Here is a 14,035-nt window from a genome sequence, read left to right as displayed (position 1 = left end):
ATGGGTGACAGAAGCCTTATTCAACGTCTGGCACCGCAGTGGCGGCGAACAGCGCGTGCGTTTCAGCACCCCGGCAGCGCAGAGCAGGGTAGAGGCAGACTTTGCTAACACCAGCCTGCAAGTGGGGTTGGCTAGCCGGATGACGTTCAAGTATGGCCTGAGCCTGGCGGGTAGCATGAGTTATCAGAAGGCGATAGAGCAGAGTGATTTGGAGAGTGTGACGGCGCAGGTGCATTTAAGGTGGGATATGTGAGGAGCAGGCGATAGAGGCTAGGGGCTTAGGGAGTAGGGAGCGGCTTGGTTGGAATGAAGTAATTGCTGTGACGTTGTAATTGGTAATTCTTTTGGGGGGTCGGTGCTGATGGTTCTGTGTTCTGTTTTAGCATTTTATTTCGCCCCTCGGCGAGTTACTTTCCTTTGCTTGCCCAAAGGATAAGTAACCAAAGGAAAGGGCACCCTAGCATCCGCTTATTTCCTGCGTTGCTCGTCAAAATAAGCGGTCGCGAAACTCGCCCTAGCGGCCTGCACACTACGCAGGCCACCGCGGAACTCAGACAGTCGCTCCCTTGTTTCTTATTTTGCCTGCGCTACTCGGCGCGTCAGATAGGGGACCCGGAAAGACACTACGCGGTTAGTGAGGCGGGACTCTTTATGCGGTATCCCGCTCGACCAGCGAATAAACAAATCAAAAACAGAAAACAAATACTTAGTTACTAAGCGGCCCACTGCACATGGCGATTCACTAATAGCTCATCGTGGTGGTGTTGACTTTGGGCCCCTATCTGACGCGCCGAGTAGCGCAGTCAGCGTGGGAGTTTTCGGCCAGCGTCTGTTCGAGTTCCGCAACAAGCCACGGGTTGTGTGGCTTGTCAGGGCGAGTTTCGTTGGACGCCCACGTTGACGAGCAACGCAGGGAAAAAGCGGATGCTAGGCTGCATTTCTTTTGGTTACGTTTTCTTTGGGCAAGCAAAGAAAAGTAACTCGCCTAGAGGCGAAATAAAACGCTGAATCAGAGCGAAGAACTATCCAAAGAAATACCTACTAAACCCTCCAGCAAGCACAATGCCGCCTTTATAAATTAAGCATTACTATGCTCTATCTCCGGCAATTCCTCATGCTTGATCGCCGCCTCAAACGCCGTCAACCGCTTATACACCGACAACAATTCAACAATAGTTGTCCATGAATTCACCAGATACTGGAACGAGTTGCTCACTTGCGAGAACGCGGTCAGTATCTGCTGCAGGATACCAAAGGTGATTTTGCCTGCCGCAATGGTAGGCACCAGGATCAGGTAAGCGAAAATATTATCTGCCTGCAGATACAAGCTGCGCGCCACATTGAAATACATATAGTGGAAATACAGGCGGAAGTAGTTGCTACGCACGTCCTGAAACAGTGATTTCAATGTTGCAGGTTGCGCCCGTTCTGCGTTGTCCTCGCCATAGACCAGCTCTTTGCGGTACGCCGCTTCTACGCGTTGATTCCTGAATTCCAGGCCAGGCAACTTGACCCCCACCGCTGCCAGCAGCAATGTGCCGAACACTGACCAGGCGATGGCGGCGGTGAACAGCGGTGCAGGCACTGCACCAAACACCGGCAGTTCGCTGACATAAGCCGACAGGCTCCACAATACCGGCAAGAAAGCCACCAGTGTCATGATGGCTTCTACCATGGATACGCCCAGGCCTTCCATGATGGTGGCAAAGCGCATGGTGTCTTCCTGCACCCGTTGCGAGGCACCTTCAATGCGGCGTACTTGCGGCCACTGGCTGGTGTAAAAGTCGTTCATCGCCGTGCGCCAGCGGAAAATATAGTGGCTGACAAAGAAACGGGTGATGACATAGATGAAGATAGCGACGAAGGCGATTTCTGCAAACTGTAGCATCAGCGTGTACAGCTCGGCGGTGGTCACTTTGGAGTTTGGCCCCAGCGCTGCCTGTACCGCATCAAAAAAAGGCCGGCGCCAGTTATTGATCGCGACTGACACTTGCACCGAATAATAGGTTGAAAACAGGATAAAAGCCGAGCCGACGATGGACCACCATTGCCAGCGGCTGGGTTTCAGCGTGAACCAGATTAAAGCGAAAATCGCGACGCTGACTGCGTAATACACATAAAACAATTTGAAAGTGTCGGTGACAAAGTGCCCCAGCCCGATCACCGGCTCTTTAACATTCATGTCCAGGCCGACCAGAGCACCTATGACGGACGAAAACTCGAACCACACACCGCAGCAGATCACAGACCAGAGAATGACAGAAGGCCAGAACCAGCGCGAGTCAGGGAAAAAGGATTTGAACATGGATTTTTCTTTAGGATGTTTTTTGCCAGTGTATTGCCTAGCGCAAAGACCTGCAAGAAAAAAGCCTCGCTAGGAGGCTTTTGGAGGATCAATATTGTTTGGTGCGTGACTCTGGGTTGGTCACTAGCTCTTATAACCGCGGAAGCAGCAATCGATAGGCGCTGATCTGCCGCTGATAAATTGTGTGTGCGGTACTCTCGCTTTATGCTGGGTGTTGTGCATGCGTTTTTTGGCCACGGCGCGCTCAACCACTACTTCCTCATTGGTCTCTTTGCTGGCAGCAACCTGCACCACAGGCTCAGGTTGGCGGGCTTGTCCGTCGACCACTTTTTGCGGTTTTTGCTGCATTTCTGCCGGGGCGTGCTGTTCAAACGTCATCATAATAACGGCCAGTACGTTGGCAAAAATCAATTTTGGAACCATATAGGATTTTGTGTTGTGCATCGTTAACCATTCTACTTGTTTATTCAATGTGCAATGGTAGAGGTGCCCAGCTGTAGGATTAAGAAGGATATCGCCTATTTGCCTGTCAGAATTTCCTTACAAGGTGGTGAAATAAGCGTGTGAGTGTCAGGTAGCTTAACCTACCTGACACTATCTGTGGCATGCTGAAAACGTTTCTGTCGTTTGCTGGTCATAACGCTTACTTCAATCGGCAGCACTCAACCACAGCTGGGGATACGCATGGAATCACGCATTAAAGCAATGATGGCGTTTTTTTGTTTAACTCTGACCCCCCAGTTGGCGCAGGCTCAGCCAGATATGGTCGATACCCTGGAACTGGGGCACTCTATCGTGATGGTCACCACCGACCTGCCTGGTGGTTCCAACGGGCGCGGTTCGGGGGTGGTGGTCAGCCCGGAATATGTCGCCACCAATTGCCATGTGATCGCCAATAGCAACGGTGCCAATATCGCCAAATTCCGCGATGGTTACCAGCCGACCGGGCTCAAGGCCAATTGGCGACGTGACCTGTGCCTGCTTAAATTCACACCGCTGCCGTTCAAACCGGTGCCCATGCGCGAAAGCAAGACCCTGCGCTACGAAGAAGAAGTGTTTACGCTGAGTTTTCCGGCCGGGTCGCCGGTGCCACAGCCTTCTTATGGCACCATCAAAGGCATATACGCTTATGACGGCGGCCGTATCGTCCGTTCCAGCGCCACCTTTGCCATGGGTTCTAGCGGCGGTGCCCTGTTTGACCAGGACTTTAACCTGATAGGCCTGACCACTTTTAAAAGCCCTGGCCATCACGCGTTTTTCTACAGCTTGCCGGTGGAGTGGATCAAGGAGTTGATGGAAAGCCCGGAAACGGTTTCGCTGAAAACCGAGGAAGTGCCGTTCTGGGCCTTGCCCATGACCGAGCGGCCCTTTTTCATGCAGGTGGTGATCCCCTACCAGAATGAGGAATGGGCCACTCTGAAAACCATAGCCGAGCAGTGGACCAGCAAGGAGCCGGAGTCGGCAGATGCCTGGTATTTTTTAGGCCTGGCGGAAGAAGGCCTGCTGCAGCTGCCACAGGCGGAAAAGGATTTTAAACGCGCTTATAGCATCAACCCGCGCGACCTGGATGCCATGCTGGCGTTGTCACGTATCGCGCTGGTGCAGAACAACCTGGGCGCGCTGGAATCACTGCAACCCGCGGTGTCGGCACTGGATAAAACGCAGGGCGATCTGATCGCACAGCAGATCAGCAAGCTCAAGCAGAGCAATTAATTGCAAGCAAAACTCTAACAGCATATCCGTCATATCGGCGGAGGCCAGTATGACAACGCTGAAAAGTGCTTAGGCAAGTCATGCTGCTGAGCTTACCACCTCAAACTACGGTGCCCGACATAAGCCATGATCGCCGTAGGCACCAGCATTCCCAGCACATACCAGATGGCGAGGAATGGCGCCGCCATTTCCGGGCAATGCAAGGCATAGATGCTGGCGCCGCTGCTACCCGCCAGCCAGCCGGCTAGCGCGCCGGTCAATGCCGGCCGGGTAGGTGCCAGGTTGCGTAACGCCAGCAGCGTCAGCGCAGCGACCGGCACTGCCAGCAAGGTGATATTCATGATGCACACGCGCCAGGTCTTGCCCCACACCATATCCGCATGCTGGCTCGCATCTGTGCCCAGCCAGCTGGCAATCGCCCATAGCCATAAGGCCACGACCGGCAATGGCAACAGCCAGTAAGCCGCTGGCGCAGACTTGCCCGGCCGGGAAAGTGTGATGACGATCACCAGCGCCAGCAGCGCGCTGCTCAGCGACACTCCCAGCTTCATCCAGAACGCAAAGCTTGTGCTCACGCTACTTAAATCTGGCCGTATGCCATAAATCGTGACCAGCAATAGCAGCGAGATGCATGCCCCCACCAGCAAGGCCTGGCTCAGGGCTTTTTCGTTGGCATGCCGGGTGACCGGTTCTACCCCCGTCGCCAGCATTTTGATCAGCTCATTGGTTTTCATGCTTGTTCCTTCCACATATTGGCCAGCGCTTTCATGCCGCGGTGCACGCTCACTTTGATGGCAGAGATAGACATGCCGGTGATGGCTGCCGCTTCAGCCACCGATAAACCCTGCAGCTTGGTATGCTGTATCGCCAAGCGATGATTGTCGGGCAGTGCGGCCAGCATCACCGCCAGATCTTTATTAGAAGCACCGGCATCAGTATCATCTGCGGCCAGCCATTCGACTTCGTCATCAAACGGGTCATTCAAGGCTTCATGCTGCGCACGCCGGCGCAGGCAATCTATCATTTTGTAGCGCGCGATCGCATATAGCCACGGCGTGAATGGCTCTTGCCTGCGGTAGGTATGCCGCTTGGTATGTATGGCCAGCAGCGTCTCCTGCACCAGGTCTTCTATTTCATCAGGTGCGCTGCTCAGGCGCCGCCTTAAATAGGCCCGCACCAGCGAACTGGCGCGCTGTAACAGCTGTTGATAGGCCTGGGCATTGCCATCCAATGCACGCAACATCAACTCACGCAGTTCTTCTTCACTCATCATTGTGCTATTCGCTTATATAGGTCTATTCGCTTATGAAGACATAAAAGTTACACCAGCCTGCAAAAAAATATTTTTATGCGCCAGTGTAACCATAATGCGCAGCGCCACGTATTAGCAAGAGAACATTGTGTAGCTGGCATCAGTAAACGCACTTGGCATCACCAACCGCACGATGCATCTCAACCCTGACAGGAGTTTTTAAAATGAATATCAAACAGTTAGCTGCACTCGCCACTACCATCATCGCCACCAGTGCTTTTGCCGGTAGCCCGCCAGAAAAGAAATGTAGCGCCGGCACCTGCAGCAAAAAAGAGAGCGCTGCCGAGAAAAAAGATGCAGCATGTTCTAAAAAAGACGCTGCCGGTGAGCAAAAAGAAGCCTCCTGCTCCAAAAAAGAATCTTCTTGCAGTAAAAAAGAAGCGACTTGCTCTAAAAAATAAGTGATTCAGGACTAAGGATATAGCCATGGCAGGACTGGGTTACCGCGCAGAAATGAAAGACTGGCAGATTGCGGCGATAGAGGCCGATTTCTTTGAGGTCGCGCCTGAAAACTGGATACGCAGGGACAGGACGCCGCTTTACCAGCTTATAGACGCAGGCCGCCCGGTCCGGCTGCATGGTGTTTCACTCAACCTGGGGGGTAGCGCACCTATCCAGCATGCGTTTCTGAAAGATGTGCGTGAACTGATGCATGACCTGCAGGCTGAGTATTATTCTGACCACCTGGCCGCCAGTGGCGACGCACACCAGTTGTATGATCTTTTCCCGGTGCCGTTCACTGAGGCTGAGGTGATCCGTATCAGCGACCGCATCAGACAGGTGCAGGATGTACTGGGCACCAGGATTGCAGTAGAAAATACGACTTACTATACCAATGTCGGCGATATGAGCGAGGCGGAGTTTTTGATGCGGGTGGTGGAGCGGGCAGATTGTCATATCCTGCTCGATATCAACAATATCGCGGTCAATCACAAGAACCACCAGCTCGCCGGTTTGCAGCAGTTTTTAGAGCAGGTGGAGATGCAGCGCGTGACCTATATACATGTGGCCGGACACGAGTTTGATGAACGCTTCGGGCTGTATATCGACACCCACAGCCAGGGCGTGGAGACGGCAACGCGCGAAGCCGCGCTGGCACTGCACCAGCAATATGACATCCCCATTCTGCTGGAATGGGATAACGACATCCCCTCAATGACCACCATTAATCAACAACTATCATGCCTGAAGACTTCTATCTCTATATAAGAGGCGTGACTGAGGTCATCCCACCCGGTTATACCGAATCCGGCATGCGCGCTTACCGGCACCTAGTATACCTGGGGGCCAGCCAGATGGTTGAAGCCCATTTTCCGGCCATCCGTGAGCAAATGGGTGAAGAAGCATGGAAAGCATTGATACAGGCATTCGTACGCCAGTCTGCCTGGACATCACATTATTATGGAGACCTGAAACATGAATTCCTTACATTCCTGGCACGCGAAACTGATAGCGGGCATACGTGACCCATATCTGAGTGACTTGGGCTTGCTGGCCCTCAGGCTGTGGGCAGGGCAGGAGTTTTTGCTGGCCGGCTATACCAAACTCAGTGGCGGCATACATGCGCCGGAGTGGTTTAGCGGCCTGTCATTTCCCGGCCCACTGGCTTTGCTGCCCGCTGACCTGAATTGGGTGATGGCAGGCACCGGTGAGATCGTGTTTGGATTGGCGATCTTAATCGGTTTTTATAGCCGCTTGGCAGCGCTGGGTTTGCTATTTATCACCTTTGTCGCCATCTACACCGTACATTTTGATTTAGGCTGGGCTGGCTGGAACCAGATAGACACCGATGCTGGCCTGGGATTTAAAGTACCACTGATGCTGGCGCTGATGTTATTCACCATTTTGACGCAAGGTAGCGGACGCTATAGCGTGCAGGAGTCATCACCATGAAGCTGATACACATGTTAAAAAGCACCTTGCTGTTGTGCCTGTTTTTATCTTTTTCGCTGCCGGCCAGCGCAGCTACTGTTGCGGCAGCGGATACGCTGGTGTTAGGCATGGGCTGCTTCTGGGGCGCTGAAAAGCGTATGAGCGAGATCCCCGGTGTGATCAGGACCGAAGTAGGCTATGCGGGTGGCAGCAGCACATCACCCACTTATGAATCCGTGTCTAAAGAAGGTCATTCCAACAAGCCGGCTACCCATGCCGAGGCGCTCAAAGTCACTTACGATAGCCAGGTGACCACGCTGGATAAAGTGCTGGCGGCGTTCTGGCAGAATCACGACCCTACCCAGGGCAACCGTCAGGGCAATGATATAGGCTCCAATTACCGCAGCGCGATCTTTTACAACTCGGCCAGCCAGCAAAAAGCCGCACTACAGACCAGGGATATTTACCAGCAGGCATTAAGCAAAGCCGGTTTAGGCAAGATCACCACCGAGATCACGCCGCTGAAAGCGTTTTACCCGGCTGAAACTTACCACCAGCAATACCTGAAGAAAAACCCGAATGGCTATTGCGGGCTAGGCGGCACTGGCGTGGCTTTTCCCGGTAATACCGTGGCGGCACCCGTGGCTGCTGCAGCGCTGGATGGCAAGAAACTGGCGACACAGCAACTGGTGGTGTTTGAGTCTGAGGTATGCAATTTTTGCAAAGCGTTTGAAAAAGACATCATGAGCCAGTGGAAATCCGATGTCAGCATCGCCAAAACTTACGCGACTAAAGCCCCTGTTGGCTGGGCACTGAAAGAAGATTTATGGGCGACACCTACCATAGTGCTGTTTGAAAACGGCAAAGAGGCCGCGCGTTACACTGGCTATGATGGTAACAAGCAGCGTTTCTGGCGCTGGCTGGGGGTGCAGACGCTGAGTGCGGAACAACGCAAGATCGCATTCGAGAAAGGCACGGAGATGCCTTTTACCGGCTCCAACCTGGATAACCACGCTGCGGGTTATTATGTAGACCCGGTGTCTGGCGAGCGCCTGTTCCGCAGTGACAAAAAATTCAACAGCGGCACCGGCTGGCCTAGTTTCTTTGACCCGTTGCCTGGCGCACTGGTGTTGAAAGAAGACACCAGCCATGGTGCCCGCCGCACAGAAGTGCTGAGCGCCAGTTCTGGCATACATCTGGGCCATGTGTTTGATGACGGCCCGCCGCCGACCGGCAAGCGCTATTGCATCAATAGCGCTGTTTTAAAGTTTGTACCGGATAAGAAGGATAAAACTATTTAAAGCTAGAGTGCGTCTAAGGGTGATCAAATCGTCATCAATCTTATAACTAGCTTCATAATAGAGCCTCAGAACTTGCAAGGATATTTGTGACAGTGAACACGCAGCCATCGCTAGTGGTGGGTATTTTGCTGGCGGCAGGCTTTTCGCGCCGCTTTGGTCAGCAGGATAAATTGCTGCATCCCTTAGCTGACGGCTCCTCTGTCGCAGAGACTGCCGCTCAGGCGCTGATAACCGCTTTACCCCATGCGGTGGCGGTGGTGCGCGAGGAGAATACTGCATTGCAGGCTGCACTGAGAGCGCAGGGTTTTGTTGTCAGCAAATGCGCAGCAGATGCGACGGAGATGGCTGATAGCCTGAAGCTGGGAGTGCAGGCTGCCCAATCGGCTTTTGCAGACGCGACCGGCTTTGTCATCGCGCTGGCAGATATGCCATATATCCAACCCGCCACGATAGGCAAAGTCGCGCATCAATTACGGTCAGCGGCTATCGTGCAACCTGCGGTAAACGGGCAACGCGGTCACCCGGTAGGCTTTGCCAGCCGTTTTGCGCAGGCATTGCTGGCCGTGCGTGGCGACCAGGGCGCCCGCGAAGTATTACGCACGCATCAGCATGAAGTGTTTTTGCTGCACTGCGATGACCAAGGCATAGTGCGTGATATCGATACTCTGGCAGATTTAGACTAGAGACTAGAGCTTAGCTGACTCACGTTCCGGTCTCAGTTCAGGCGACGTTGCGGGTCTTGCCTGTTTGAGATGATACGGTTTGAGCTAGACCTGCCTGTTGTACTTGCGCACGTTGCTGAATCAACTCGGCTAATATAGATACGGCGATTTCAGCCGGGGTGCGGCTGCCTATGCGCAGGCCGACCGGGCCGTGCAGGCGGTTCACTTCCTGCTCGCTTAAATCAAAACTGCGCAGGCGTTGCTTGCGCTTTTCCTGGTTTTTGGCCGCGCCCAACGCGCCTATATAGAACGCTTGCGATTTAAGGGCTTCGAGCAGGGCCATATCATCCAGCTTGGGGTCATGGGTGACGGCGACGATGGCGGTATGCAGGTCAGGCCTTATCTCCAGCACCACATCATCCGGCATGCCAGGCAACCAGTCGGCACCTTCTACATGCCATTCGGCGCGCATTTCTTCGCGCGGGTCACAGATCATGACATGAAAGTCCAGCGCCTGCGCCATGGCGGCCAATATGGAGCCCAACTGGTTGGCCCCTATGATGAGCAAGCGCCACTGCGGGCCGAAATAGCTGTGAAACCAGTCGTCTTCCAGGTAAGGCTGGCCTTCCGGCAATACATACTGATGCTGGACTTCACCGCTTTGCAGATTGACCGAGCGTTTCAGCAGTCGACGTTGCGCCAGGCTTTGCAGCATGGGCACCAATTGTGCCGCATGACTGAGCGGCTCGCAAAAGATCTTGATCTGGCCGCCACAGGGTATACCGAAGCGCTGCGCCTCGGCCTGATTGACTCCATATTCCATGATGGCCGCCTGCTCAGGCAAGGCCTGATGCCTGGCTTTATCGGCCAAGTCATCTTCTATACAGCCGCCAGATACAGAGCCCACCAGGTGGCCATCCTCGCGCACCACCAGGATAGCACCCGGCAGCCGCGGCGCGGAGCCCCAGGTCTGGATCACGGTGAACAAATGCGCTGCATAGCCTTGCTGCAACCAGTCACTGGCGCGCTGCAACACTTCCTGATCAGAAGATTGCATCAGGGTTACGCCAGCTGGTCGCCGATAGGCAGGCGGCGTATGCGTTTGCCGGTGGCGGCAAACACGGCGTTCGCCACCGCCGGCGCCAGCGGAGGTACACCAGGCTCGCCTACACCACCCATTTTTTCAGTGCTTTTTACGATATGCACTTCTACTTTAGGCATATCTTTCATGCGCAGCACCTGGTAATCATGAAAGTTAGACTGCACTACCTGGCCGTCTTTAAAGCTGATCTCGCTGCTCAGCGCCGCACCCAGTGCATAGGCCACTGAAGATTCCATTTGCGCCTGCACGCCATCCGGGTTCACCGCCAGGCCGCAATCAATGGCGACCACTACGCGGTGGACTTTGACTTCGCCTTCTTTGACCGAGACTTCGGCGACTTGCGCCACATAACTGCCAAAAGACTCATGCACGGCGATACCGCGGAACACACCGGCTGGCAAAGGCTTGCCCCAGCTGGCTTTATCCGCCGCCAGGTTGAGTGCCGCCAGGTGGCGTGGGTGATCTTTCAGTAACTGGCGCCGGTAAGCCAGCGGCTCCTGTTTGGCGGCATGTGCCAGTTCGTCTATCAGGCTTTCCATGACAAAGCCGGAATGGCTATGGCCGACCGAACGCCACCACAACACCGGGATATCACTCTGCACCGAATGCAGATGCACCTGGTGATTGGCAGTGCCTTTCACATATGGCGAATCGGCCACACCCTCTACCGAGGTCGCATCGATACCATCCTTGATCATGACCCCCTCAAACGGCGTGCCTTTGATAATAGACTGGCCGACCAGCGTGTGTTGCCAGGCCAGCGGTTTGCCCTTTGCATCGAGCGTGATACTGGCGCGGTGTACAAACATGGGCCGGTAAAAACCGCCTTTGACATCATCCTCGCGGCTCCACACGGTTTTCACCGGCAAGCCGGCGGCTTTGGCTACTTCTACCGCCTCGGAGACAAAGTCTGCACGCGGGTTGGCCCTGCGGCCAAAACCACCACCGAGAAACTGGGTATGTATCTTGACCTGTTCCGGCTTCAGGCCCAGGATCTTGGCCGCAGCCGCCTGGTCTGTGGTCTGCATCTGCGTGCCGGTCCAGATCTCGCAACCGTCGCCGGTGATCTTGACCGCACAATTGAGCGGTTCCATAGGCGCATGCGAAAGAAATGGCAGCACATACTCTGCAATCAGCGTTTGTTTGGCCTGTTTGCCGACACTGGCAATATCGCCGGCCTTGGCCGCCTGCACGCCGGGTTTCTGGCTCAAAGCCTGGTATTGCTTGAGTAATTGCGCGGTATCCGGCCTGTCATGGCCGGCTTCGTCCCACACCAGTTTCAGTGCTTCACGCCCCTGTTTGGCGGCCCAGTAATTTTCGGCGATCACGGCAGCGCCGGTAGGCACTTTGACCACTTTGATCACACCGGGGATCTTGCGTGCGGCACTGTCATCATAAGACTTGAGTGTGGTGCCAAACACCGGTGCCCGCGCCACCATGGCGATCTTCAGGCCATCAAACTGTACATCCTGGCCAAATTTGGCCGTGCCGTTGATCTTGTCGGCGCTGTCCAGGCGTTTGGTCGGCTTGCCGATAAACTTCCATTGGTCAGGCGTTTTCAGCGTGACATTTTTCGGCGTTTCCAGCGTGCTGGCGGTATCTACCAGTTGCCCGTAACTGAGTTTTTGCGTGCCATTGATCACATAACCGTTTTCGGTGCGCAAGCCGGCGACCGGTACTTTCCATTGCTTGGCGGCGGCCTGCAGCAACAAAGCCCGCGTCAGTGCACCGGCCTGGCGATAGCGCTCAAACTCGGACCAGGTGGTAGAAGAACCACCGGTGATCTGTATGCCATAAGCAGTGTGAACATACGAAGGCGCGGCTGGCGCATGCTCGACCTTGATCTTGCTCCAGTCGGCATCCAGCTCGTCGGCGATCAGCATGGGCAGCGTGGTCCAGATGCCTTGGCCCATTTCACTATGCGCCAGCATCACGGTGATACTGTCATCCGCCCCTATACGCAAAAACGCATTCGGTGGCGGCAAAGTCAATGCTTCAGCGGCATTGGCCACGCCCATAAAACGCTTGGCCTGCGGAATGCTGAATGCCACGACCAGGCCACCTGCCACCAGGGCAGTGCTCTTGATAAAACTGCGGCGCGAGAAATTGATCATATCGTTCATCGTTTCTCTCCTTAAGCCAGTTTTTCGGCAGCTTGGTGTATGGCGACCCGTATGCGCTGATAAGTCCCGCAACGGCAGATATTGCCACTCATGGCCGCATCGATATCGGCGTCACTGGGCTTGGGGTTTTGCCTGAGCAATGAGGTGGCCGACATGATCTGGCCAGACTGGCAGTAACCGCATTGCACCACATCGATCTGCTGCCAGGCGGCCTGCACTGCCTGGCCGACTTTGTCGTCCTGCATGGCTTCTATGGTGGTGATCTTCTTGCCGACAGCGGCACTCACCGGCGTCACACAGGAGCGTATGGCCTGGCCATCGAGGTGCACTGTACAGGCACCGCACATGGCCATGCCACAGCCGAATTTAGTGCCGGTCAGGCCGGCGATATCGCGGATCGCCCATAAAATGGGCATATCATCGCTGACGTTTAATTCTGTTTCTTTGCCATTGATATTGAGTTTCATCGGTAAGGGTTCCTTGGTGCGGACGTGATTGCAGTCCTTATGTCGGTGTGCAAAACCCTGCTGACGGGGCTTTATCTTTATGAAAATATCCTAACATACATAGTTGTATGTATGAACAGATTATGCCGAAAAAAACGGAAAATTTAATCCTGCAGCGGGTAGTGATAGCGCAATGCTGGTCGTTTTATTGCGCCAGTTTTCATCTGCCACAGCCATAAAATCCAGTACAGCTGCGGCTAAAATCCAGACGCAGATTAAAGCCAGCCCCGCCGTTCAGCCAGGGTAAATAATGCCATGCCGGCCAGCATGCTGGCGACGAATATCCACACCGCACTACCGCCGACCAGTAGCGAAACGACTGCCGGGCCCGGGCAAAACCCGGCCAGGCCCCAGCCTGTGCCAAACAGCACCGCACCTATGATCAGTGGCCGGTCTATGCGGGTTGTTTCTGGCAAATCGATAGATAAACCCAGCACGCTCCAGGTGCGTTGCCTGGCCTCACGAAAGGCAAACCAGCCGACGGCGATCGCGCCTAGCATGACAAAAGCCAGTGACGGATCCCAGTCACCGGCAATATCCAGAAACGCCAGTACTTTGGCCGGGTTGGTCATGCCGCCTATGATCAGGCCTAGGCCAAAGATCAGTCCCGCCAGCAATGCAATCAAGTTCACCATGTGCGCTTCCTTAACCAGGGTTTTTTTAATTGTTGAGTAAATGACGCATGACCCAGACCACCGCCATGGCCACCAGCATAAAAGTGAGCGTGGCCACCAGTGAACGCAGTGACAACCGCGACAAGCCGCACACACCGTGGCCACTGGTACAACCGGAACCCAGGCGCGTGCCAAAGCCGACTAACAACCCTGCCAGCACCAGTACCGGCAAGCCTGCTTCGATCTGTATTGCCGGCAAGACTGCGAATAATTGATAAATAAATGGCGAGAGCAACAGGCCGATGACGAACGCCAGCCGCCATGCTTTATCGGTGGCAGTGCCAGCCCACAACTGCCCGACGATACCGCTGATGCCAGCCACTTTACCGAGCCAGCGTATCAACAACAGGGTAGAAAAACCGATCAGCAAGCCACCGATCAGCGATTGCCAGGGAGTGAAGTGGGTCATAGCCTATGCTTTCAGATGAAGACAGATTGATGTTTGCCGGCCTGCGTGTGTGAGGG

General features: G+C 54.6%; 17 protein-coding genes. 8 read left to right on the top strand and 9 right to left on the bottom strand.

All coding sequences use genetic code 11. The features are described from left to right. Positions 1 to 253: hypothetical protein (locus ACFQ1Z_RS09490; RefSeq protein WP_379057143.1), on the top strand; the 253-nt coding region annotated here is incomplete at its 5' end. Positions 254 to 1,078: 825 nt separating this feature from the next. On the opposite strand, the gene sbmA is transcribed toward ACFQ1Z_RS09490, so the two are convergent. Both sbmA and ACFQ1Z_RS09480 read right to left on the bottom strand, forming a co-directional pair. After that, on the bottom strand, positions 1,079 to 2,305 hold the full coding sequence (gene sbmA, locus ACFQ1Z_RS09485; protein WP_379057142.1) for a peptide antibiotic transporter SbmA: 1,227 nt from the start codon (positions 2,303 to 2,305) through the stop codon (positions 1,079 to 1,081). 123 nt (positions 2,306 to 2,428) lie between these two features. Then, the gene (locus tag ACFQ1Z_RS09480) at positions 2,429 to 2,686 is read right to left on the bottom strand and encodes a hypothetical protein (protein ID WP_379057141.1); all 258 of its coding nucleotides are present in this window, start codon (positions 2,684 to 2,686) and stop codon (positions 2,429 to 2,431) included. Between the two features lie 303 nt (positions 2,687 to 2,989). Here ACFQ1Z_RS09480 and ACFQ1Z_RS09475 point away from each other — a divergent pair, with 303 nt between their 5' ends. Then, positions 2,990 to 4,018: a trypsin-like peptidase domain-containing protein gene (locus ACFQ1Z_RS09475; protein WP_379057140.1), complete on the top strand. Its 1,029-nt coding sequence runs from the start codon at positions 2,990 to 2,992 to the stop codon at positions 4,016 to 4,018. A gap of 92 nt (positions 4,019 to 4,110) precedes the next feature. On the opposite strand, the gene ACFQ1Z_RS09470 is transcribed toward ACFQ1Z_RS09475, so the two are convergent. Both ACFQ1Z_RS09470 and ACFQ1Z_RS09465 read right to left on the bottom strand, forming a co-directional pair. After that, positions 4,111 to 4,752, bottom strand: a complete 642-nt coding sequence (locus ACFQ1Z_RS09470) for a DUF1109 domain-containing protein (protein WP_379057139.1) — start codon at positions 4,750 to 4,752, stop codon at positions 4,111 to 4,113. After that, complete coding sequence (locus tag ACFQ1Z_RS09465) at positions 4,749 to 5,291, bottom strand: sigma-70 family RNA polymerase sigma factor (RefSeq protein WP_379057138.1); 543 nt, start codon at positions 5,289 to 5,291, stop codon at positions 4,749 to 4,751. The genes ACFQ1Z_RS09470 and ACFQ1Z_RS09465 overlap by 4 nt, the downstream gene beginning before the upstream one ends. A 203-nt stretch (positions 5,292 to 5,494) precedes the next feature. Between ACFQ1Z_RS09465 and ACFQ1Z_RS09460 the strand changes: the two genes are divergently transcribed. The 6 genes from ACFQ1Z_RS09460 to ACFQ1Z_RS09435 all read left to right on the top strand — a co-directional run bounded on the left by ACFQ1Z_RS09460 (position 5,495) and on the right by ACFQ1Z_RS09435 (position 9,186). Further along, positions 5,495 to 5,731 (top strand): hypothetical protein, encoded by a 237-nt coding sequence (locus tag ACFQ1Z_RS09460; RefSeq protein WP_379057137.1) that lies wholly within the window; start codon positions 5,495 to 5,497, stop codon positions 5,729 to 5,731. A gap of 25 nt (positions 5,732 to 5,756) precedes the next feature. Continuing rightward, positions 5,757 to 6,539 carry a DUF692 domain-containing protein gene (locus ACFQ1Z_RS09455; protein ID WP_379057136.1) on the top strand — a complete coding sequence of 261 codons (783 nt, stop codon included), beginning with the start codon at positions 5,757 to 5,759 and terminating at the stop codon, positions 6,537 to 6,539. After that, the gene (locus ACFQ1Z_RS09450) at positions 6,512 to 6,796 is read left to right on the top strand and encodes an HvfC/BufC family peptide modification chaperone (protein WP_379057135.1); all 285 of its coding nucleotides are present in this window, start codon (positions 6,512 to 6,514) and stop codon (positions 6,794 to 6,796) included. The genes ACFQ1Z_RS09455 and ACFQ1Z_RS09450 overlap by 28 nt, the downstream gene beginning before the upstream one ends. Further along, complete coding sequence (locus ACFQ1Z_RS09445) at positions 6,747 to 7,223, top strand: DoxX family protein (RefSeq protein WP_379057134.1); 477 nt, start codon at positions 6,747 to 6,749, stop codon at positions 7,221 to 7,223. The genes ACFQ1Z_RS09450 and ACFQ1Z_RS09445 overlap by 50 nt, the downstream gene beginning before the upstream one ends. After that, positions 7,220 to 8,503, top strand: a complete 1,284-nt coding sequence (gene msrA, locus ACFQ1Z_RS09440; RefSeq protein ID WP_379057133.1) for a peptide-methionine (S)-S-oxide reductase MsrA — start codon at positions 7,220 to 7,222, stop codon at positions 8,501 to 8,503. The genes ACFQ1Z_RS09445 and msrA overlap by 4 nt, the downstream gene beginning before the upstream one ends. 86 nt (positions 8,504 to 8,589) lie before the next feature. Further along, positions 8,590 to 9,186 carry a nucleotidyltransferase family protein gene (locus ACFQ1Z_RS09435; RefSeq protein WP_379057132.1) on the top strand — a complete coding sequence of 199 codons (597 nt, stop codon included), beginning with the start codon at positions 8,590 to 8,592 and terminating at the stop codon, positions 9,184 to 9,186. Between the two features lie 37 nt (positions 9,187 to 9,223). On the opposite strand, the gene ACFQ1Z_RS09430 is transcribed toward ACFQ1Z_RS09435, so the two are convergent. The 5 genes from ACFQ1Z_RS09430 to ACFQ1Z_RS09410 form a co-directional block, all read right to left on the bottom strand. After that, positions 9,224 to 10,222: an XdhC family protein gene (locus ACFQ1Z_RS09430; RefSeq protein ID WP_379057131.1), complete on the bottom strand. Its 999-nt coding sequence runs from the start codon at positions 10,220 to 10,222 to the stop codon at positions 9,224 to 9,226. Positions 10,223 to 10,227: 5 nt separating this feature from the next. Next, positions 10,228 to 12,390 carry a xanthine dehydrogenase family protein molybdopterin-binding subunit gene (locus ACFQ1Z_RS09425; RefSeq protein WP_379057130.1) on the bottom strand — a complete coding sequence of 721 codons (2,163 nt, stop codon included), beginning with the start codon at positions 12,388 to 12,390 and terminating at the stop codon, positions 10,228 to 10,230. Positions 12,391 to 12,401: 11 nt separating this feature from the next. Further along, complete coding sequence (locus ACFQ1Z_RS09420; RefSeq protein ID WP_379057129.1) at positions 12,402 to 12,857, bottom strand: (2Fe-2S)-binding protein; 456 nt, start codon at positions 12,855 to 12,857, stop codon at positions 12,402 to 12,404. A 254-nt stretch (positions 12,858 to 13,111) separates the two neighbouring features. Continuing rightward, positions 13,112 to 13,531: a DUF6691 family protein gene (locus ACFQ1Z_RS09415; protein ID WP_379057128.1), complete on the bottom strand. Its 420-nt coding sequence runs from the start codon at positions 13,529 to 13,531 to the stop codon at positions 13,112 to 13,114. Between the two features lie 25 nt (positions 13,532 to 13,556). Further along, positions 13,557 to 13,979, bottom strand: coding sequence for a YeeE/YedE family protein (locus ACFQ1Z_RS09410; protein WP_379057127.1), 423 nt, complete (start codon positions 13,977 to 13,979; stop codon positions 13,557 to 13,559). Positions 13,980 to 14,035: the final 56 nt, after the last annotated feature.

Origin of the sequence: Methylophilus luteus (assembly GCF_042676265.1) — a bacterium.
Lineage (GTDB): Bacteria > Pseudomonadota > Gammaproteobacteria > Burkholderiales > Methylophilaceae > Methylophilus > Methylophilus luteus.
The sequence above is the reverse complement of the archived record's forward strand: the minus strand, read 5'-3'. Positions and strand labels throughout refer to the sequence as shown.

Coding starts and splice junctions, on each gene's coding strand:
- sbmA (WP_379057142.1), bottom strand. CDS start 2,305: ATGTTCAAATCCTTTTTCCCTGACTCGCGCTGGTTCTGGCCTTCTGTC.
- ACFQ1Z_RS09450 (WP_379057135.1), top strand. CDS start 6,512: ATGCCTGAAGACTTCTATCTCTATATAAGAGGCGTGACTGAGGTCATC.
- ACFQ1Z_RS09470 (WP_379057139.1), bottom strand. CDS start 4,752: ATGAAAACCAATGAGCTGATCAAAATGCTGGCGACGGGGGTAGAACCG.
- ACFQ1Z_RS09425 (WP_379057130.1), bottom strand. CDS start 12,390: ATGAACGATATGATCAATTTCTCGCGCCGCAGTTTTATCAAGAGCACT.
- ACFQ1Z_RS09460 (WP_379057137.1), top strand. CDS start 5,495: ATGAATATCAAACAGTTAGCTGCACTCGCCACTACCATCATCGCCACC.
- ACFQ1Z_RS09415 (WP_379057128.1), bottom strand. CDS start 13,531: ATGGTGAACTTGATTGCATTGCTGGCGGGACTGATCTTTGGCCTAGGC.
- ACFQ1Z_RS09455 (WP_379057136.1), top strand. CDS start 5,757: ATGGCAGGACTGGGTTACCGCGCAGAAATGAAAGACTGGCAGATTGCG.
- ACFQ1Z_RS09465 (WP_379057138.1), bottom strand. CDS start 5,291: ATGATGAGTGAAGAAGAACTGCGTGAGTTGATGTTGCGTGCATTGGAT.
- ACFQ1Z_RS09420 (WP_379057129.1), bottom strand. CDS start 12,857: ATGAAACTCAATATCAATGGCAAAGAAACAGAATTAAACGTCAGCGAT.
- ACFQ1Z_RS09445 (WP_379057134.1), top strand. CDS start 6,747: ATGAATTCCTTACATTCCTGGCACGCGAAACTGATAGCGGGCATACGT.
- ACFQ1Z_RS09475 (WP_379057140.1), top strand. CDS start 2,990: ATGGAATCACGCATTAAAGCAATGATGGCGTTTTTTTGTTTAACTCTG.
- ACFQ1Z_RS09410 (WP_379057127.1), bottom strand. CDS start 13,979: ATGACCCACTTCACTCCCTGGCAATCGCTGATCGGTGGCTTGCTGATC.
- ACFQ1Z_RS09480 (WP_379057141.1), bottom strand. CDS start 2,686: ATGATGACGTTTGAACAGCACGCCCCGGCAGAAATGCAGCAAAAACCG.
- msrA (WP_379057133.1), top strand. CDS start 7,220: ATGAAGCTGATACACATGTTAAAAAGCACCTTGCTGTTGTGCCTGTTT.
- ACFQ1Z_RS09430 (WP_379057131.1), bottom strand. CDS start 10,222: ATGCAATCTTCTGATCAGGAAGTGTTGCAGCGCGCCAGTGACTGGTTG.